Genomic DNA, 17,760 nt, shown 5'->3' on the forward strand with positions numbered 1-17,760 from the left:
CGAAGCTGGAATTCGCCGGATGCGCACTGCACTATGGCGCCCCCTAAAGCTCCCAGCAGGAACCGCAAGCCATGCCCGACGATATCCATTACTACGAACCCGCCCAGGGCCACGGCCTGCCCCACGACCCGTTCAACGCCATCGTCGGCCCGCGCCCCATTGGCTGGATTTCCTCCCAGGACGAGCAGGGTCGCCTGAATCTTGCGCCCTACAGCTTCTTCAATGCCTTCAACTACATTCCGCCGATCATCGGGTTCTCCAGCGTCGGGCGCAAAGACAGCCTGAACAACATCGAGAAGACCGGCGAGTTCGCCTGGAACCTGGCCACCCGGCCATTGGCCGAGCAGATGAACCAGAGCTGCGCCGCCGTGGCCCCCGAGGTCGACGAATTCACCCTGTCGGGCCTGACGCCGGTGGCTTCGAAAGTCATCGCCGTGCCACGGGTAGCCGAAAGCCCGGTGTCCTTCGAGTGCAAGGTCACGCAGATCATCCAGTTGCAGCGGGCGGACAAGGAGCTGGTGCCGAGCTGGCTGATCCTCGGCGAAGTGGTCGCCGTGCATATCGCCAAGTGGCTGCTCAAGGACGGCATCTATGACACCGCCGCGGCAGAACCCATTCTGCGCGGCGGCGGTCCGGCGGATTACTTCCAGCTGGGCCCCGAGGCCCTGTTCAAGATGTACCGCCCGGGAGCGGTCAAATAGTCTTCCAGCACAATTGACCGTCGGCGTCGACGTCGATCAGCTGTTCGAGTTGTTGCGCGGCAGCCTGGTCGGCGTCATGGGCGGTCTTGAACTTCTGCTCGTCCAGGACTTTATGAAAGCGCGGGGCTCCTGAAACATCCAGGGCCTTGATGGCGATGGCGGCGCTGTATCCCCCCTCCCCTGGAACCACAGCGGAAACTGCTTCGTAATGTGCGAACTCTTTGCGTGCCATGTTGCGGGTCCTGGCCAATGGAAAGTCGGCCATTCTAAACCTTCAACTGGCCAGCTTGTGCACCGGCACGCCGTGCAACTGGGGGTACTCGCCCGGCAGTTCCTGTGCCGAAACGGTATCGAAGGTGTGCAAGTCCAGGCTGTCGACCACCAGGTCCTGGACCAGCTCGCTGAAGACCTCCATGGCCGGCGAGCTGAAATAGGCGGTCATCGCCTGCTGGCTGCTCCAGAACCCGGACACCAGCCACAACTGGGCATCGCACTGCGAGCGTTGCAAGGCGAATTGCAGGCAGCCGGGCGCCTGGCGGGACGGTTCGATCAGGCTGCTCAGGCGAGCGCCCAGCTCTGTGGAGCGCCCCGCACGGGCGCGGACCAAAGCCATATGGCTGACGGGAATATGCGTGGACATGTGCGACCCTCCCAGGTGTCGTCGAGGCAGCCGGGGGACAGGCTGCGACAGGATCCAACGATACGGGCCGCGGGTGAACCCGGGTTAGTCGATTCCTGCCGCTGATTTGCCCAATCCTGCGATATCGCCCACCACCAGCTTGCTCGTCCCGCGCCATGGGACAAAATGACTACAGCGGTGTTTCAAGCAAGTGAAACTCCAGTCGATGGGACAACCTCGTACATCGCGCGCGCAAGTAGCAGGATCAGGCAAGTTTTACGCAGGATCGGCCTAGCCTCCCCGCTTGCACAAACTTAAGCTGTGCCGATCGCAAAACCCCGGAGGCCGCCCCATGTCATCCCTGGAAAACCTGCCGGCTCCCCTCGCCCCGGAAATGGAACGCCAGCGTGCGGAGCTGGCGGCGATCATCGATCGCCATACCGTCGTCGACGGCAGCCACGCCACGGCCATCGATTCGCTGTTCGTCTCGCGCCACAGCCATACCCACCAGTTCGCACCGGTGCTGGCGCAGCCGGCCCTGTGCATCATGGCCCAGGGCCGCAAGGAGGTGCAGCTGGCCGACGAGACCTACAACTACGACCCGCTGAACTACCTGGTGGTCTCGGTTGCCGTGCCTTTGAGCGGCAAGGTGGCGCTGGTTTCCCCCGAGCAGCCGATCCTGGCCCTGCGCCTGGACATCGACCCCGGCGAGATCAACGCTCTGATCGCCGACGCCGGTCCCCTGGGCGTGCCCGCCCGGCCCACCGGACGCGGCCTGTACGTGGAGCGCCTGGATTCGCCGATGCTCGATGCGGTGTTGCGCCTGACCCGCCTGCTGGACACGCCCAAGGACATCGCCATGCTGGCGCCCCTGGTTCGCCGGGAAATCCTCTACCGCCTGTTGCGCAGCCCCCAGGGCCATCGCCTGTACGAGATCGCCACCGCTAACAGCCAGAGCCACCGGGTCAACCAGGCGATCGAATGGCTCAACGGTCATTTCGAACAGTCGCTGCGTATCGACGAGCTGGCGCGGGAAGTCAACCTGAGCGTGTCGACCCTGCATCATCGCTTCAAGGCGATGACCGCCATGAGCCCGCTGCAATACCAGAAGCAACTGCGCCTGCAGGAAGCCCGCCGGCTGATGCTGGCCGAAGGCCTGGAAGCCTCGGTGGCGGGTTATCGGGTGGGGTATGAAAGCCCTTCGCAGTTCAGCCGCGAGTACAGTCGCCTGTTCGGCGCGCCCCCCTTGCGGGACATGGCGCGCCTGCGGGCAGGCGGCTTGGGGCCGGGTTAGTGGGCCCGCACCACGTGCTTGATCTCCTGGAACGCCTGTAGCCCCCAGGGCCCCAGCTCGCGGCCGATGCTGCTCTGCTTGTAGCCGCCCCAGGCCGTCTGGGGAAAGATCACCTGCGGTGCGTTGATCCACACCAGTCCGGCCTGCAGGGCATTGGCCACCGCCTCGGCATTGGCGGTATCGCCACCCACTACACTGGCGACCAGGCCGAACTCGCTGTCGTTGGCCAGCTCGATGGCTTCTTGCTGGCTGTCGAAGCTGCGCACGCACAGCACCGGACCGAAGATCTCCTCCCGCCACAACCCGCTGTCAAGCGGCACCTCGGTGAACACCGTGGGCTGGATGAAGTAGCCCTGTGCCAGGTGCGCCGGGCGACTACCGCCACACACCAGCCTGGCCCCGGACTGCAAGCCACGGTCGATATGCCCCAGCACCCGCTGGTATTGCGCCTGGTTGACCAGCGCGCCCATCTGCGCCCCGGACTCGAACGGCTCGGCCACCCGGATGCCTTCGGCCCGGGCCTTGAGCCGGTAGAGGAATTCATCGGCCAGTTCAGCCGCCACCAGCACCCGGCTGGTGGCCGAGCACATTTGCCCGGCGTTGAAGAAACCACCGCCGCAGGCCAGCTCCACCGCCAGGTCCAGGTCGGCATCGGCCAGGACCAGCAACGATGACTTGCCGCCCAGTTCCAGGCTCACGCCCTTGACGGTTTCCGCCGCCCGCTGCATGACCTGTACACCCACCGCATTGCTGCCGGTGAAGGAGATCTTCGCCACTCGCGGGTCCGCCGCCAAAGGCGCCCCCACTGCCAGGCCGGTGCCGCAGACCAGGTTGAATACCCCCTGGGGCAAGCCGCTCTGGGCGACGATCGCCGCCAGCTCCAGCTCCGGCAACGGCGTGACCTCCGAGGGCTTGAGCACCACGCTGCAACCTGCCGCCAGGGCCGGCGCAAGCTTCCAGGCGGTGGTGACCATGGGGAAGTTCCACGGCACGATGAGCCCGACGATGCCGCATGGCTCGCGGCGCAGGCGGGCGCTGAAATCCGCGCTGGGCAGCGCCACCTCGGCATCCTGGCGAGCGTCCAGGCCCTCGGCCAGTTCGGCGTAGTAGTCGAACGTGGCGATCACGTCGTCGACGTCCATGGCCGCCTCGGCCTGTGGCTTGCCGTTGTTGCTCGATTGCAGTTGCACCAGGCGCTCGCGACGCGCAGCCACGCCAGTGGCGATCCTGCGCAGCACCACCGCCCGCTCGGCACCAGTGCTTCGGGCCCAGCGAGCCAGCCCGCCAGTGGCAGCACGCAGCGCGCGGTCCACGGCCTCTGGCCCACCGCCGGCCACCCGGGCCAGGGGGGCCTCGGTGGCTGGGTTGATCACTTGCAGCGGCTCATTGCCAGCCGACCATTGGCCGTCGATATACAGGCCGTCCAGCATGGGTTGCGCAGTCATGCCTGTACTCCCTGGGTCCAGCGATTCTGGTCGATTTCAATCAGGCTCGGGCCCTGGCGATCGACCGCCAGGCGCAAGGCCGCCCGCAGTTGCGCAACACTGTCGACGCGCTCGGCAGCGCAGCCCAGGCCCTTGGCCACGGTGATGAAGTCCGGGGTGTAGATGTCGACGCCCACCGGTTCGATGGCGCGATTGACCATGTACTTCTTGATCTCTTCGTACCCCTGGTTATTCCACAACACGACGATGACCGGGGCTTGTGCCTCCACGGCGCAGGCCAGTTCCGCCAGGGTGAACTGCAAGCCGCCGTCACCGATCAGACAGGCCACCGGCCGCCGCTGGGCCGGGCTCGAGCCACCGCCAAGCCAGGCGCCGATGGCCGCCGGCAAGGCATAACCCAGGGTGCCGTAGCCGGTGGAAGCATTGAACCAGCGTCGTGGCTGGTCAGGATTGAAGGTCAGGTTGCCGCTGTATACCGGCTGGGTGGAGTCGCCGACCAGGACGATCTCCGGCAACTCCTCGACCAGGGTTTGCAAAAGCCGGGTCTGGGCCCGGGTCGGGGCATCCCAGATGAGCTCCAGCTCCTGGCGCAAGGCATCGACACGCACAGCCCCCCAGTCACGGCTGCGCTCGGCCAGGGTTTGCCGCGACAGCTCCGCCAGCAAGGCCTGGGCGGCGATATCGGCATCGGCTACCAGCGCCACTTTCGGCGGGTAGTTGCGCACGGTCTGGTCGGCATCGATATCGATCCGCAACAGCGTGCCGGGAATCTCGAAGCCGCCGGCGAAAGTCACGTCGTAATCGGTTTCCGCCAGTTCGGTGCCGATGGCCAGCACCACATCGGCCTGGGCCACGAGGGCCCGGGTGGCCACCAGCGACTGGGTCGAACCGATCAGCAGCGGGTGCGCCGCAGGCAGCATGCCCTTGGCGTTGATGGTCAAGGCCACCGGGGCCTGCAGCAACTCCGCGAGCTGGGTCAGGGGCGCGGCGGCATCGATGGCGCCGCCGCCAGCCAGGATCAGCGGACGCTTGGCCGTCGCCAGCAACTGGCCCATCTGCGCCACGGCCGCCGGGGCGGCGCCGGCCCGGGCGATCTGTACCGGCTCGCTGGCCAGCAGGTGGTCGGCATCCTGGACCAGTACATCCAGGGGAATCTCGATATGCACCGGGCGCGGACGACCGGCCTGGAACAGGGCGAAGGCCCGGGCCAGTACCACCGGCAACTCATCAGCACACATCAGCGTATGGGAGAACGCTGCCACGCCACCGACCAGGGCGCTCTGGTTCGGCAACTCGTGGAGCTTGCCGCGTCCGCCGCCCAGCTGGCTGCGGGTCTGCACGCTGGAGATCACCAGCATCGGGATCGAATCGGCATAGGCCTGGCCCATGGCGGTGGTGATGTTGGTCATGCCAGGGCCGGTGATGATGAAGCACACCCCGGGCTTGCCGCTGGTGCGGGCGTAGCCGTCGGCCATGAAGCCGGCACCTTGCTCATGGCGCGGGGTGACGTGGCGGATGGAGGAACGGGCCAGGCCCCGATACAACTCGACGGTATGCACTCCAGGGATGCCGAACACCTGCTCGACCCCATACCCCTCGAGTAACTTGACCAGTACTTCGCCACATGTCGCCATCTCATCGCCCTTTCTTGTTGGTTGATACCGAGCGGTCGGGAAACACCCGTGGACGCCGGCAGGGGGCTATTGGAACGGCGCAGCGGTAGCCGGAACAATGGATAAAAAGTCATACTAGCCATGTCCTCACGTCATGCCTGGCCCTCCATGAAACGCCTGCCTCCCCTGCCCGCGCTGCACACCTTCCTGGTCACCGCCCAGTGCTGCAACTTCACCCGCGCCGCCGAGCAACTGCATATCACCCAGGGCGCGGTGAGCCGGCAGATCGCCGGACTGGAAAGCCACCTGGGCTATCCATTGTTCCAGCGCCAGGCCCGTGGCTTGAGCCTGACGGCCGAAGGCCTGGAGTGGCTGCCACGGGTGCAGCAGGTATTCGAGTTGATCAATGGCGCGGTGGACGAGATCGGCAGCCGCAGCCAAAACCTGCGCCTCAAGGCCCCGACCTGCGCCATGCGCTGGCTGCTGCCACGGCTGTTGCAATGGCAGAAGGAACGGCCGGAAGTGCCGGTGCAACTGACCACCACCATCCAGCACGGCGTGGACTTCACCCGTGAGCCGTTCGATGCCGCGGTGATGTATGGCGCCCCACCCTCCCCGAACCTCGGTTCGCGGCACTTGTTCAATGAACAGCTGACCCCGGTGTGCTCGCGACCGCTGATGGAAGGCCCGACGCCACTCAGGACCCCGGCGGACCTGCAGCACCACCTGTTGCTGCATCCGTCCCATGACCAACGGGATTGGCAACGCTGGCTGAAGGCGGCGGGCACACCGTTCAACACCCTGGGCAAGGGGCAGCATTTCGAGACCCTGGACCTGGCGATGTCGGTGGCGTCCCAGGGGACCGGAGTGGCGATGGGCGATTGGGCGTTGATTGGCGATGACCTGAGCGCCGGGCGGCTGGTCATGCCGTTCGAATTGAAGATACCGACGGGCCAGGCCTATTACCTGGTCTACCCGGAACGTCCGGGGCCTTCGGCGCAATTGCTGGAGTTGCTGGACTGGCTGGTGGAACAGGCGCACCGGCGCTAGGGCGCTGCGCCTGGACTGGGGCCCTGCGGGCCCGTCGCAGCCTCGCAGGCTCGACAGCGACTACAGCCACGGTACGAACCGCCTCGTGTAGCCACTGCCGCAGGCTGCGTACGGGTGCGCAGCAGCTGCAAGTTACTGATTCAGCCCCTGCAGCCTCGCAAGCTCTGGCGGCTACACCGGCAGGTGCAGCCGCCATAACCCGTTAGCCGGATCAGTAACCGACGGTGAAGCGCTGGCGCACATGGGCCGGTTTTTCCACTTCGTCGAGCATGGCGATGGCGTAGTCGGCGAAGCTGATCCAGCTACGCCCTTCGGCGCTGACCAGCAGGTCGTCCTGGCCCAGGCGGAACTTCCCGGTGCGTTCGCCTTCGACGAACTCCGCCGACGGCGAGAGGAAGCTCCAGTCCAGGTCCTGCTCCTTGCGCAGGGTTTCCAGGTACACCCCACCGGCACTGGCTTCGGCCTTGTATTCCTCGGGGAAACCGGGGCTGTCGATGACCTTGCCGCCCCCCGGCAGCAACAGCGAACCGGCACCGCCCACCACCAGCAGGCGCTTGACCCCGGCCTTCTTCACCGGATCGATGATGGCGCTGGCGGCGATGGGGGCGAAATGCGCGGCGCTGAGCACCACGTCATGGCCCGCCACGGCCGCTTGCAGCGCGGCGCTGTCGGCCACGTCCACGGCACGGCTGACGATCCCGGCCCGCTGGCCGATCTTCGTGGTGTCGCGGGCGATGGCGGTGACGCTGTGGCCACGACGCAGGGCTTCTTCCAGGAGTTGGCTACCGGCCCGGCCGGTGGCACCGATGATTGCGATCTTGCTCATGACGATTCTCCAGTTGGCAAAGAGAGTACAGCGCCCCCGCTCCCGGTCCGGGAGCGGGGGTCAGGAAGGTTTCACCACTTCATTTCGCCCTTGGCGACCTTGGCGCTCAGCTCCAGCGAGCTGTCCTCGCCCAGGTCCGGGTAACGCTTCTTCATGGCCGCGATCAGCGCCGCGGAGTCCTTGGCCTTGGCGGTTTCCTCATCGAAGGCCTTGATGTAGTCCGCCGTGAAATGCACCGGCTTCAGGGAGCGCGCGCTGTCGCCCAGGTAGTGACCGGGGATCACGGTCTTGGGCTTGAGGCCTTCGATGGTCTTGAGGGTCTTCAACCACTGCTGGTGGGACTCGGCAGTCTGGGTATCGGCCATCCACACATGGATGTTCTCCGAGACCACCACGCCGCCGACTACCGCCTTGATCGAGGGAATCCAGACAAAGCTGCGATCCGGTTGCTTGCCATCCAGGCCGATGACGTCGAGCTTTTGCCCTTCCAAAGTCAGGCTGTGGCCCTCGAGCACGCTCGGCACGATGGTCCTGGCCGGAACGTCAGCGCCCATTTGCGGGCCCCAGAAGGCCAGCTTGCCTTCGACGGTGGCCTTGATGTGTTCGACCGTCGGCTGCGAGGCCACGACCTTGGCGTCCGGGAAGGCACTGGTCAGGGTGTCGAGGCCGAAGTAGTAATCCGGATCGCCATGGCTGATGTAGATCGTGGTCAGGTGCTTGCCGCTGGCGCGGATCTTGTCCACCAGTTGCTGGGCCTGGGACTTGCCGAACTGGGCGTCCACCAGGATCGCGTCCTTCTTGCCGCTGACCAGCACCGAGCTGACCGGGAAGATGGCGTTGCTGCCGGGGTTATAGACGTCCAGTTGCAGGGTGGGCTCGGCAGCTGCGGCATGGGCGGCGAAACCGAGGACGGCGGTGGCCAGCAGCAGGCGTTTGAGTGAAGGGAATCCGATCATGGGGGGCAGCTCCAGCAGCGGTTGGCGTATTGGGAATGGAGCAAGCTTAGTTGCCAGAGTCGTTACAAAAAATGCGATGCTTGGACATAGTTTGTTTCTGAAAGCGGGCAAATCATGGATCGTCTCCAAGCAATGCGAGTCTTCGTCACCGTGGTCGATCTGGGCAGCCAATCGGCGGCGGCCGATCACCTGGACCTGTCGCGACCGGTGGTCTCGCGCTACCTGGCGGAGCTGGAAGACTGGGTCGGCGCGCGGCTGATGCACCGCACCACGCGCAAGCTCAGCCTGACTGCCGCCGGCAGCGAGATCCTGCCCCGTTGCCGGCAGATGCTGGAGCTGTCCAGCGACATGCAGGCAGTGGTGAGCGAGCCCGACGATGTCCCGCGCGGGCTGTTGCGCATCAGCGTCAGCACCTCGTTCGGCCAGTCGCAACTGGCCGCGGCCATGGCCGACTACGTCAAGCGCCACCCCGGGGTGAGCATCGACCTGCAGATGCTCGATCGCACGGTGAACCTGGTAGACGAACGCATCGACCTGGCGATACGCACCAGCAACGACCTGGACCCGAACCTGATCGCCCGGCACCTGACGGTCTGCCGCTCGGTGATCTGCGCGGCCCCGGCCTACCTGCGCGAACACCCGGCGCCCCAGCGGGTGGAAGAACTGAGCCAGCACAACTGCCTGACCCACTCCTATTTCGGCAAGAGCCTGTGGCACTTCGAACAAGATGGCGAACCGGTGTCGGTGCCGGTCCAGGGCAATATCAGCGCCAACGAGGCCAGCACCCTGCTGCGCACCACGGTGGCCGGTGCCGGCATCGCCATGCTGCCCAGCTACCAGGCCGGGGAATACATCAAGCGCGGGGAACTGGTACGCCTGCTGGCCCATGCCGAACCTCGCCGGATGAACATCTACGCGGTCTACGCCTCACGCAAGCACATGCCGGCGACCTTGCGCAGCATGCTGGATTTCCTGGTGCTGAGATTTCCCCAGAAGCCCGCCTGGGACCAGGGGCTCTAACGGCGGGATGAGGCGCTGGGGCGATCCATTTGCTGAATACCCTGTCAAACAGCCGAGGTGGGGTTCCTGGCAAGTCCGGACAGCTGGCCTATTCTGATAACAGTGCTTTGGAAAATACCGAGGCACCGGTTCAGAGGTCATCGCCATGAACGTCAAGACAAGAAGATACCTGGCCATTTTCATGACCTGCACCGTGACCCTGGCGCTGTACGGCACCGCTGCCTATCGCGTCGAACAGGCCCGCATGCAGACTCGCGCCTATGCCAGTTGCAACCTGGAACGCTGCATCCCCCACAACGCCACCCTGAACGCTCTCAGGTAAGCGACAGGGATCCGCGGTCGCCGGCCTGCTCGGCCTTGAGCTGATCGCGGAAGACCTTGGGCGAGATGCCTACCCGGCGCCGGAACAGCCGGGTGAAGTTGGTCGGGTCGGAAAACCCCAGCTCGGCGGAAATCTCGTAGATGGTCATCCCGGTGTAGGTCAAGAGGCGCTTGGCCTCCAGCAACTGGCGCTCGTGCATGATCTGCAATGCCGGCTGCCCGGCCAGTTCGCGGCAAGTGCCGTTGAGGTGCGACACCGAGATCCCCAGCTTGTGGGCCAGGTCCTCGACCTTCACATGCTCGCGATAATGTGCCTCCACCAGCTGCATGAAACCGTTGAAATAGTCCCGGGCCCGCTGTGGACGCTGGCTGGCCTTGCTGCGTCGCAACGCCTGGCGCCCGACCCAGACCACGATCATGCCCACCAGGGAATGCATGAGCATTTCCCGCGCTGGCTGCTGGCCCTGGTACTCGTCCTGCAATGCGCTGAACAGCCCGTCCAGGTACTGCGCATCGTCTCCCGCCGGATAGCCGGCGCAAGTACCGAGGATGTCCCCTGCCTGCCCCAACTGGGCTTGCAGGTGCCCTACCAGCGGCGCCGCCAGGGTCACCACATGACCTTCGATGTCCTCGGAGAAGTGGAAGCCATGGACCGACAGCGCCGGCACGACCTGGATCGCCGCCTCATCCAGCAAGGTTCGCTGGCCCTCGACCTGCAACTGGACCTGTCCGCGCCGCACGAACAGCAACTGGCACAGGTCGGCATGCCGATGGGGCTTTATTTCCCAATGCAATTCGCGACTGCGCTGGCTGATGGGCTCGCAGTGCAACAGGTCGGGGGTGGGCCACTCCAGGCTCTCGCCATAGAGCTTGAATACGGGAATGGATGCAAGGGCTGGCTTGTTCATCGCTGCGATCCGGGCCTCGGAGGAACGGGCAGGCATGGTGCCCAGGGGATGGGTACATGCGGATTCCGTTGGGTTGTCTTGCTCAATTGACGGATTCGCCCAATCAAAATGCAAGCATAGGCAACATTCATAAACACTCATTCTGTGGCCTGCCAGGCAGGACGCGCAGAGGTGCCACTATACAGAATGCTTCCCATTTCGCCGCAAGCAGCTCCGGGCACGTTTGATGAAATTACTGTCAGGAACATGCTTGCAGAGCTATCCGGTAGGTAGCTATCAAGTACACTGGCGCACACATCATTTGCCGGCGTCGCCCGCCAAGCCCATTGCCCACAGGTTCTTTCGTGTCTCACCTCCACCAACCTGGCCCCTCCCCGGTGGCCATCCGCAGTGTGCTGGTCGCCCTGATGCTGGCGATCTTCCTCGGCGCGCTGGACCAGACCATCGTCGCCGTCTCGATGCCGGCCATCTCCGCCCAGTTCAAGGATGTCGGCCTCCTGGCCTGGGTGATTTCCGGCTACATGGTGGCCATGACCGTGGCCGTGCCGATCTACGGCAAGCTCGGCGACCTCTACGGTCGGCGCCGGCTGATGCTGTTCGGCATGGGCTTGTTCACCCTGGCCTCGCTGTTCTGCGGCCTGGCCCAGAACATGGAGCAACTGGTGCTGGCGCGGATCTTCCAGGGCATTGGCGCCGGCGGCATGATCTCGGTGAGCCAGGCCATCATCGGCGACATAGTCCCGCCCCGGGAACGCGGCCGCTACCAGGGTTACTTCAGCAGCATGTACGCGGTGGCCAGCGTCGCCGGCCCCGTGCTGGGCGGCTACATGACCGAGTTCTTGTCCTGGCGCTGGGTGTTCCTGATCAACCTGCCCCTCGGCCTGGGCGCCTGGTGGGTGGCCTATCGCACCCTGGTGGGGCTACCAGTGCCCCAGCGCAAGCCGATCATCGACTACCTCGGCACCCTGCTCCTGATCATCGGCCTCAGCGCCCTGCTGCTGGGCATCACCCAGATCGGCCAGGGGCACTCCTGGCGCAGTGCCGAAGTGCTCGACCTGCTGGCCATCGCCATCATCGTCCTGGCGCTGTTCGCCTGGCATGAACGACGGGCCCGCGAGCCGCTGTTGCCCATGCACTTGTTCGCCAACCGCAGCGCCCTGTTGTGCTGGTGCGCGATCTTCTTCACCAGCTTCCAGGCCATCTCGCTGATCGTGTTGATGCCCCTGCGTTTCCAGAGCATCACCGGGGCCGGGGCCGATAGCGCCGCGCTGCACCTGTTGCCCCTGGCCATGGGCTTGCCCATGGGCGCCTACTGCGCCGGACGGCTGACCTCGGTGACCGGTCGCTACAAGCCGATGATCCTCACCGGGGCATCGTTGATGCCGGTCGCGATCCTCGGCATGGCCCTGGTCCCGCCCCAGGCGGAACTGGGCAGCGGCCTGTTCATGTTGCTGTGCGGGGTAGCCAGCGGCATGCAGTTCCCCACTTCGCTGGTGGGCACCCAGAACGCGGTGGAACAGCGTGATATCGGGGTCGCCACCAGCACCACCAACCTGTTCCGCTCCTTGGGCGGAGCGGTCGGGGTGGCGTTGATGTCGGCATTGCTACTGGCCTTGCTGCAAGACTCTGGCCTGGCGCACCTGGGCGGCGGGCTGCTGAACGAAGGCCACACCGGCAATGCCCTGCTCGAAGGCTTGAATGCCGCGCCCGGCCCGGATCGAGACGCCCTGCGCAGCGAGTTGCTGTTGACCTTCCGCCACCTGATGCTGGTTAGCGCCGGGGTCTCGCTGCTGGGCCTGGCGGCGGCGATCGCCATGCCCAACCGCCTGTTGCGCGGACGCGAGGACAAGGCCCGCTAAGCGGGCCGGGATGCACCGGCCTCACGGACTGTAGTAGCCCACCGCAACCAGCAGCCGGCCCACCTTGCGCAGGTAGGCGTGCTTGTCTTCGACCCGGCCGGTCACCGGGTTCTTCCAGCGGTACTGGTACTCGCCCTGGTCCTGGCGGGCCATGAGCGCCAACATCGGCTCGCCCACCGGCTTGCCCTCGGGGTCCTTGACCTTGGCGAAGTCCGTGCCGAGCAACCGCAGGTTGGTGCCATGGGCCAGGTAGCGCCGGGTATCCAGATCGACCACGAACACATACAGGTCATCCTCGATGAACCCGCCCTGCAGGTCGTTGATGGCCGCAAGCGTCGCCGCCCGGTCGCGGGCCAGGGCCTCGGCGCTGCGCTCCAGCAACGCCCGGGCCTGGTCGGCCGACGCCCTGGGCAGGTAGTAGCCCACCGCCAGGATCCGCTCGCCGACGCGCTGGAAGTACACATGCTTGCGTTCGATCTTGCCGTCGGCCCAGTTTTGCCAGCGGTACTCGGCCTGCTGGATGCCGCTGCCCTGGGGAGTGTGCAAGGCATCCTGGAACGCCTTGCGCAAATCCGCTCCCAGCACCGGTGAGACATCGCGGCCGATCAGCGCCGACGACGGACCACCGCTGGCCAGCATCACACCCTGGGTATCCACCACGAACACATAGCGATCCTGGTCGACGAATTCGCCCTGGCGGCTGAAGGCGGCGAACGCCTTGTCACCCTGCTTCTGGTAATAGGCCAGGGCCTTTTCCAGCAGCGCCCGCGCGGGGGCGCCATCATCGGCGGGAGCCGCGTGCAGCGCAGCGACACATAGCAACCACCACCAGCCCAGCCAAGCATGCTTGCGCAACAGCTTCATCGCCCACTCCTCGTTCACATCGACGTTCGAAGAGCGTAGCCGGCGGCGGCAGATGGGTAGACATTCAGCGAACGAGGGGCGGGCCCGGCCGCACGAAGCGCGACGGGGCCCTATCGGTCAGGGACGGGTGTTGAGCTGCTGCTGCAGGTTCTGGATCTGGCTTTGCAGGGTGTTGATGTTGCGGGTGACCTGGCCCCGGAAAGAGTCGAACTCGGCGGTGCTGGCACCGTTTTGCACAGTGGCGGGACGATTGTCCTGCTGGCTCTTGAGCACGATCAGGTCCTGCTCCAGGCGCTCGATGGCGGCGCTCGGATTGCCCTGTTTCTTCAACGCGGCCAACTCGGCGGCCAGGCTCTTGAGCTGGGCATCGACCTTGCCGCCATCGACCTGGGCCCCCTTGAGGCTCGCCAGGTCGCCACCCAGGGCCTTGAGCTGGGCCTGCAACTGGGTATTGGCCGCCTGCAACTCGGCGCTCCGGGCGCCCATCTGCTCCAGGCGCTTGTCCAGGTCGGTAGCCTGGCCGACCACGCCCTGTTGCTGCCGGCCCTGGTCCTGCAAGCGGCTTTCCAATTGCTTGATCTGCAGCTTCAGGGCTTCGCTGTCAGTGGTGACGCTGGTCTGGCTGGCCACCACCTTGCCGGAGATGTCCTGTAGCCGGCCAGCGGCCTCCTCGCTGATCCTGGCGAAGCTTTCCTGGGTGGCCACCAGTTGCTGCTCCATCAGCGAGATCTGCTGGAAGCTCCACCAGGCAAGACCGGCGAAGGCAAAGAACAACGCCCCCACCAGCGCCCACAGTGGGCCGGTGCCGGCCCCCTTGGCCTTGACCACCGGCGCGCTGCGCGAGTGGACCGCTGTGCGCTCGCGGGCACCGCTGGTGGCCGGGAAGACCTCGTCGTCGAGAGGATCGGCGCGCAGGCTTGGAACGTCGTCGAAGTCATCGTGTGCATCGTTACGCATTGGGCAACCTTTCTGAACCGCGGAGGGGGCTGGATGCGGCGAGTATAAACCGCCGATGGGCCAGGCCAATGGACAGGAGCGGACGCAGCCGGTTCAGTCGCCGGTTTCAGCCCATGTCCTGGGCCTGCCACCAAGTGCAGAACTCGTCCAGGGCGGCCCACAGGCTGACCTTGGGCTCGTAGCCCAGGTAATGCCGGGCGCGGCTGATGTCCAGGGTGAAATCCTTGTTCATGACTTGCATGCCCAGGCGCGACAGGGTCGGTTCCGGACGCCCCGGCCAGATCCGGCAGAAGCCCTCATTGAGGGCCGCCACGCTGTAGGCCAGGCCATAGGAACGGTAGCGGGTCACCTGCGGCACCTGCATCTGGCGCATCACGTAGTTGACCACGTCCCACAGCGGTACCGGGGCACCGTTGCTGATGTTGTAGGCCTTGCCCAGGGCCGAACCACTGGCGTGCAAGCAACTGAACAGGGCTTCGTTGAGGTTGTGCACGCTGGTGAAGTCGACCTTGTTCAGGCCATTGCCGACGATGGCCAGGCGCCCCTTGCGCTGCATCCTCAGCAGCCGCGGGAAGATGCTCATGTCGCCGGCACCGGTGACGAAACGCGGGCGCAGGGCCAGCACTTCGAGGCCGAACTCCTGGGCGCCGAAGACCTTCTGCTCGGCCAGGTACTTGGTGGCCGCATAGGGATGCTTGAAGCGCCTGGGCACCTGTTCTTCGGTCAACCCCAGGTGGTCGCGGCCATCGAAGTAGATCGACGGCGAGGACAGGTGCACCAGGCGCCGGACCCGCTGCTTGAGGCAGGCTTCGACCACGTTCTCGGTGACCTGCACGTTGCCCTGGTGGAAATCCTGGTAGCGCCCCCACAAGCCCACGGCGCCAGCGCAATGCACCACGATATCGACGTCGCGGCACAGCTCGCGCACCAGGTCGGCGTCCCCTAGGTCGCCCGGGATGAATTCGGCGCCACGGCGCACCAGGTGCTCCGCGGCTTCGGCGCGGCGCCCGTTGACGCGCACCTGCAGGCCCTGCTCAAGGGCGAAACGGGCGAAGCGCCCGCCGATGAAGCCGCTTGCGCCGGTGACCAGAATCTTCATGAAATATTCCTAAGAAAGCAGTGACGAACGACGAGCTGCCAGTTGAAAAATCAGTGCACAAGCTGCCTGCTTGCAGCTTGTCGCTTGACGCTTATGGCTGCTCCCAGGGCACCAGCCACTGTGCGGATGAGCGAGCCAGGTGCTCGGTGAGCAAGCCCAGCCGTTGCCCACCATTGCGCCAATGATGCCAGTACAGCGGCACATCGATGGGTTTATCCGGCAGCAGCTCCAGCAGCACCCCACGTTGCAACTGCTCGCGGACCTGCAACTCAGGCACCAGCCCCCAGCCCAGCCCGGCTTCAGCCAGGCGGATGAAGCCTTCGGAAGACGGGCATAGATGATGCTCGAAGCCGCCGTCCACGCCCAGGGACGCCAGGTAGCGATGCTGCAGGAAATCATCGGGCCCGAACACCAGCGCCGGAGTCCGGGCCACTTGTCCGGCGCACACCCCCTGGGGAAAGTGCCGCGCGATGAAGGCCGGGCTGGCCAGGGCCCGGTAGCGCATGGCCCCCAGCAACAGGCTGCGGGCGCCGGCCACCGGTCGCTCGCTGGCGCAGACGCACGCGGCCACCTCGCCGGCGCGCATGCGCTTGAGGCCCACGGTCTGGTCTTCCACCACCAGGTCCAGGAGCAAGTGGTGCTCGGCGCAGAAATCCCCCACGGCTTCGGCCCACCAGGTCGCCAGGCTATCGGCATTGAGGGCGATGCGCAGGCGCTCCGGCCCCCCCTCCTCGTCCAGGGCCGGCACCAGGCTCTGCAGGTCGCGCTCCAGCAACCGCACCTGCTGCACATGGTTGAGCAGGCGCCGGCCGATATCGGTGGGGGCCGGCGGCGTGACCCGGACCAGCACCGGCTGGCCGACCCGCGCCTCCAGCAGCTTGATCCGCTGGGAAATGGCCGACTGCGACAACCCCAGCACCTGGGCCGCACGTTCGAAGCCGGCCTGTTCGACCACTGCGGCGAGGGCCGAAAGCAATTTGTAGTCGAACATCAGTTTTCCTAATGAGAGATCAGCACTATTGGTTTTTCTTATACAGCCTGGAACCGGAAAATAGCCAGCACAAAGCCTCTGTATCGCCTCTTAGTCCAAGGATCTTCTTCATGGCCGGTGAAACCTCCCTCGCGACCCTGCTGCGCAGCATGAGCCCACGGCTCAACGACGGCGAGTATGTGTTCTGCTCCATCACGGACCCCGGCCTGCTGCGGGACTGCGAAGTGCTGGGCAGCTTTCGCGAACAGGAAGGCCTGACGGTGATCCTGCGCCGCGACCAGGCCGAGCGCCTCGGCCTGGGGTTCGACTACGTCGCCGCCTGGATCACCCTCCAGGTGCATTCGGCGCTCCAGGCCGTGGGCCTGACGGCCGCCTTCGCCGGCGCCCTGGGCCGCGCCGGGATCAGCTGCAACGTGATCGCCGGTTACTACCACGACCACCTGTTCGTCGGCCTGGCCGATGCCGAAAAAGCCGTCCAGGTGCTGCAACGCCTGGCCGCCGGCGAGGAGCTGTAATCATGTGGCAAAGCTACGTAAACGGCCTGCTGGTGGCCGCCGGACTGATCATGGCGATCGGCACCCAGAATGCTTTCGTCCTGGCCCAGAGCCTGCGCCGCGAACACCATTTGCCGGTGGCCGCGCTGTGCGTGACCTGCGATGCCTTGCTGGTGGCCGCAGGCGTGTTCGGCCTGGCCACCGTGCTCGCCCAGAACCCGACACTGCTGGCGGTGGCACGCTGGGGCGGCGCGGCCTTCCTGATCTGGTACGGCGCCCAGGCCCTGCGCCGAGCGTGTTCGAAGCAGAGCCTGGAGCAAGGCGATGGCCAGACCGTGCGCTCGCTGCGGGCGGTGATGCTCAGCGCACTGGCGGTGACCCTGCTCAACCCCCACGTTTACCTGGACACGGTGCTGCTGATCGGCTCGCTGGGCGCCCAGCAGACCGAGCCCGGCGCGTACGTGGTGGGCGCGGCCAGCGCCTCGCTGCTGTGGTTCTTCACCCTGGCCCTGGGGGCGGCGTGGCTCGCGCCCTGGCTGGCCCGGCCGGGTACCTGGAGGATCCTCGACCTGCTGGTGGCGGCGATGATGTTCAGTGTCGCGTTCCAGTTGATCAGCGCCGCCTGACTTATTCCAAAAGGCTCTGGAACCTCTATCCCACACAGTTGTTGCGTGGTTAAGCCTCCCCCCCGATGCTATGATCCGAACCTTGCGCCGCAAAGAGTACAAACTCCCCGGCGCTTG

Annotated in this window: 19 protein-coding genes; 8 read left to right on the forward strand and 11 right to left on the reverse strand. The window is 65.6% G+C overall.

The window, feature by feature from the left end:
• The first annotated feature begins 71 nt into the window (after nt 1–71).
• The gene (locus tag H7A76_RS10650; RefSeq protein WP_185698445.1) at nt 72–701 is read left to right on the forward strand and encodes a flavin reductase family protein; all 630 of its coding nucleotides are present in this window, start codon (nt 72–74) and stop codon (nt 699–701) included.
• Here the strand turns inward: H7A76_RS10650 and H7A76_RS10655 are convergent.
• Both H7A76_RS10655 and H7A76_RS10660 read right to left on the reverse strand, forming a co-directional pair.
• On the reverse strand, nt 694–966 hold the full coding sequence (locus tag H7A76_RS10655) for a hypothetical protein (RefSeq protein ID WP_022640558.1): 273 nt from the start codon (nt 964–966) through the stop codon (nt 694–696). The genes H7A76_RS10650 and H7A76_RS10655 overlap by 8 nt on opposite strands.
• 9 nt (nt 967–975) lie before the next feature.
• The gene (locus H7A76_RS10660; protein WP_185698446.1) at nt 976–1,341 is read right to left on the reverse strand and encodes a putative quinol monooxygenase; all 366 of its coding nucleotides are present in this window, start codon (nt 1,339–1,341) and stop codon (nt 976–978) included.
• A 331-nt stretch (nt 1,342–1,672) separates the two neighbouring features.
• Here H7A76_RS10660 and H7A76_RS10665 point away from each other — a divergent pair, with 331 nt between their 5' ends.
• Nucleotides 1,673–2,614 (forward strand): AraC family transcriptional regulator, encoded by a 942-nt coding sequence (locus tag H7A76_RS10665; RefSeq protein WP_185698447.1) that lies wholly within the window; start codon nt 1,673–1,675, stop codon nt 2,612–2,614.
• Here H7A76_RS10665 and H7A76_RS10670 read toward each other — a convergent pair.
• Nucleotides 2,611–4,059 carry an aldehyde dehydrogenase family protein gene (locus H7A76_RS10670; RefSeq protein WP_185698448.1) on the reverse strand — a complete coding sequence of 483 codons (1,449 nt, stop codon included), beginning with the start codon at nt 4,057–4,059 and terminating at the stop codon, nt 2,611–2,613. The genes H7A76_RS10665 and H7A76_RS10670 overlap by 4 nt on opposite strands.
• Nucleotides 4,056–5,693, reverse strand: a complete 1,638-nt coding sequence (locus H7A76_RS10675) for a 5-guanidino-2-oxopentanoate decarboxylase (RefSeq protein WP_185698449.1) — start codon at nt 5,691–5,693, stop codon at nt 4,056–4,058. Before H7A76_RS10675 ends, H7A76_RS10670 begins: the two co-directional genes overlap by 4 nt.
• A gap of 147 nt (nt 5,694–5,840) precedes the next feature.
• Between H7A76_RS10675 and H7A76_RS10680 the strand changes: the two genes are divergently transcribed.
• The gene (locus H7A76_RS10680; RefSeq protein WP_185698450.1) at nt 5,841–6,722 is read left to right on the forward strand and encodes a LysR substrate-binding domain-containing protein; all 882 of its coding nucleotides are present in this window, start codon (nt 5,841–5,843) and stop codon (nt 6,720–6,722) included.
• A 211-nt stretch (nt 6,723–6,933) separates the two neighbouring features.
• Here H7A76_RS10680 and H7A76_RS10685 read toward each other — a convergent pair whose 3' ends face one another.
• Nucleotides 6,934–7,548: an NAD(P)-dependent oxidoreductase gene (locus H7A76_RS10685; RefSeq protein ID WP_185698451.1), complete on the reverse strand. Its 615-nt coding sequence runs from the start codon at nt 7,546–7,548 to the stop codon at nt 6,934–6,936.
• 71 nt (nt 7,549–7,619) lie between these two features.
• A complete protein-coding gene (locus H7A76_RS10690; protein ID WP_185698452.1) occupies nt 7,620–8,504 on the reverse strand; it encodes an MBL fold metallo-hydrolase in 885 nt (294 codons plus the stop codon).
• A 114-nt stretch (nt 8,505–8,618) separates the two neighbouring features.
• Here H7A76_RS10690 and H7A76_RS10695 point away from each other — a divergent pair, with 114 nt between their 5' ends.
• Both H7A76_RS10695 and H7A76_RS10700 read left to right on the forward strand, forming a co-directional pair.
• Nucleotides 8,619–9,524, forward strand: a complete 906-nt coding sequence (locus H7A76_RS10695) for a LysR family transcriptional regulator (RefSeq protein ID WP_185698453.1) — start codon at nt 8,619–8,621, stop codon at nt 9,522–9,524.
• 145 nt (nt 9,525–9,669) lie between these two features.
• Nucleotides 9,670–9,846, forward strand: coding sequence for a hypothetical protein (locus H7A76_RS10700; RefSeq protein WP_164485040.1), 177 nt, complete (start codon nt 9,670–9,672; stop codon nt 9,844–9,846).
• On the opposite strand, the gene H7A76_RS10705 is transcribed toward H7A76_RS10700, so the two are convergent.
• Nucleotides 9,839–10,753 (reverse strand): helix-turn-helix domain-containing protein, encoded by a 915-nt coding sequence (locus tag H7A76_RS10705; protein ID WP_185698454.1) that lies wholly within the window; start codon nt 10,751–10,753, stop codon nt 9,839–9,841. The two genes, H7A76_RS10700 and H7A76_RS10705, sit on opposite strands and share 8 nt — an antisense overlap.
• Before the next feature lie 344 nt (nt 10,754–11,097).
• Here H7A76_RS10705 and H7A76_RS10710 point away from each other — a divergent pair, with 344 nt between their 5' ends.
• Complete coding sequence (locus H7A76_RS10710; protein ID WP_185698455.1) at nt 11,098–12,612, forward strand: MDR family MFS transporter; 1,515 nt, start codon at nt 11,098–11,100, stop codon at nt 12,610–12,612.
• Between the two features lie 21 nt (nt 12,613–12,633).
• On the opposite strand, the gene H7A76_RS10715 is transcribed toward H7A76_RS10710, so the two are convergent.
• The 4 genes from H7A76_RS10715 to H7A76_RS10730 form a co-directional block, all read right to left on the reverse strand.
• Nucleotides 12,634–13,476 carry a cache domain-containing protein gene (locus H7A76_RS10715; protein WP_185698456.1) on the reverse strand — a complete coding sequence of 281 codons (843 nt, stop codon included), beginning with the start codon at nt 13,474–13,476 and terminating at the stop codon, nt 12,634–12,636.
• 117 nt (nt 13,477–13,593) lie between these two features.
• On the reverse strand, nt 13,594–14,433 hold the full coding sequence (locus tag H7A76_RS10720; RefSeq protein ID WP_185698457.1) for an ATPase: 840 nt from the start codon (nt 14,431–14,433) through the stop codon (nt 13,594–13,596).
• 106 nt (nt 14,434–14,539) lie between these two features.
• Complete coding sequence (locus H7A76_RS10725; protein ID WP_185698458.1) at nt 14,540–15,532, reverse strand: NAD-dependent epimerase/dehydratase family protein; 993 nt, start codon at nt 15,530–15,532, stop codon at nt 14,540–14,542.
• Between the two features lie 91 nt (nt 15,533–15,623).
• A complete protein-coding gene (locus H7A76_RS10730; RefSeq protein WP_185698459.1) occupies nt 15,624–16,523 on the reverse strand; it encodes a LysR family transcriptional regulator ArgP in 900 nt (299 codons plus the stop codon).
• Between the two features lie 110 nt (nt 16,524–16,633).
• Between H7A76_RS10730 and H7A76_RS10735 the strand changes: the two genes are divergently transcribed.
• Nucleotides 16,634–17,038 carry an ACT domain-containing protein gene (locus tag H7A76_RS10735; RefSeq protein ID WP_185698460.1) on the forward strand — a complete coding sequence of 135 codons (405 nt, stop codon included), beginning with the start codon at nt 16,634–16,636 and terminating at the stop codon, nt 17,036–17,038.
• A 2-nt stretch (nt 17,039–17,040) separates the two neighbouring features.
• Nucleotides 17,041–17,643, forward strand: coding sequence for a LysE/ArgO family amino acid transporter (locus tag H7A76_RS10740; protein ID WP_185698461.1), 603 nt, complete (start codon nt 17,041–17,043; stop codon nt 17,641–17,643).
• Nucleotides 17,644–17,760 lie beyond the last annotated feature (117 nt).

Origin of the sequence: Pseudomonas sp. MSSRFD41, assembly GCF_014230245.1 — a bacterium.
Taxonomy (GTDB): domain Bacteria; phylum Pseudomonadota; class Gammaproteobacteria; order Pseudomonadales; family Pseudomonadaceae; genus Aquipseudomonas; species Aquipseudomonas piscis.

What these genes read in the sequence shown, in the direction of transcription:
- H7A76_RS10650 (WP_185698445.1), top strand. Translation starts at nt 72, where the DNA reads ATGCCCGACGATATCCATTACTACGAACCCGCCCAGGGCCACGGCCTG.
- H7A76_RS10655 (WP_022640558.1), bottom strand. Translation starts at nt 966, where the DNA reads ATGGCCGACTTTCCATTGGCCAGGACCCGCAACATGGCACGCAAAGAG.
- H7A76_RS10660 (WP_185698446.1), bottom strand. Translation starts at nt 1,341, where the DNA reads ATGTCCACGCATATTCCCGTCAGCCATATGGCTTTGGTCCGCGCCCGT.
- H7A76_RS10665 (WP_185698447.1), top strand. Translation starts at nt 1,673, where the DNA reads ATGTCATCCCTGGAAAACCTGCCGGCTCCCCTCGCCCCGGAAATGGAA.
- H7A76_RS10670 (WP_185698448.1), bottom strand. Translation starts at nt 4,059, where the DNA reads ATGACTGCGCAACCCATGCTGGACGGCCTGTATATCGACGGCCAATGG.
- H7A76_RS10675 (WP_185698449.1), bottom strand. Translation starts at nt 5,693, where the DNA reads ATGGCGACATGTGGCGAAGTACTGGTCAAGTTACTCGAGGGGTATGGG.
- H7A76_RS10680 (WP_185698450.1), top strand. Translation starts at nt 5,841, where the DNA reads ATGAAACGCCTGCCTCCCCTGCCCGCGCTGCACACCTTCCTGGTCACC.
- H7A76_RS10685 (WP_185698451.1), bottom strand. Translation starts at nt 7,548, where the DNA reads ATGAGCAAGATCGCAATCATCGGTGCCACCGGCCGGGCCGGTAGCCAA.
- H7A76_RS10690 (WP_185698452.1), bottom strand. Translation starts at nt 8,504, where the DNA reads ATGATCGGATTCCCTTCACTCAAACGCCTGCTGCTGGCCACCGCCGTC.
- H7A76_RS10695 (WP_185698453.1), top strand. Translation starts at nt 8,619, where the DNA reads ATGGATCGTCTCCAAGCAATGCGAGTCTTCGTCACCGTGGTCGATCTG.
- H7A76_RS10700 (WP_164485040.1), top strand. Translation starts at nt 9,670, where the DNA reads ATGAACGTCAAGACAAGAAGATACCTGGCCATTTTCATGACCTGCACC.
- H7A76_RS10705 (WP_185698454.1), bottom strand. Translation starts at nt 10,753, where the DNA reads ATGAACAAGCCAGCCCTTGCATCCATTCCCGTATTCAAGCTCTATGGC.
- H7A76_RS10715 (WP_185698456.1), bottom strand. Translation starts at nt 13,476, where the DNA reads ATGAAGCTGTTGCGCAAGCATGCTTGGCTGGGCTGGTGGTGGTTGCTA.
- H7A76_RS10720 (WP_185698457.1), bottom strand. Translation starts at nt 14,433, where the DNA reads ATGCGTAACGATGCACACGATGACTTCGACGACGTTCCAAGCCTGCGC.
- H7A76_RS10725 (WP_185698458.1), bottom strand. Translation starts at nt 15,532, where the DNA reads ATGAAGATTCTGGTCACCGGCGCAAGCGGCTTCATCGGCGGGCGCTTC.
- H7A76_RS10730 (WP_185698459.1), bottom strand. Translation starts at nt 16,523, where the DNA reads ATGTTCGACTACAAATTGCTTTCGGCCCTCGCCGCAGTGGTCGAACAG.
- H7A76_RS10735 (WP_185698460.1), top strand. Translation starts at nt 16,634, where the DNA reads ATGGCCGGTGAAACCTCCCTCGCGACCCTGCTGCGCAGCATGAGCCCA.
- H7A76_RS10740 (WP_185698461.1), top strand. Translation starts at nt 17,041, where the DNA reads ATGTGGCAAAGCTACGTAAACGGCCTGCTGGTGGCCGCCGGACTGATC.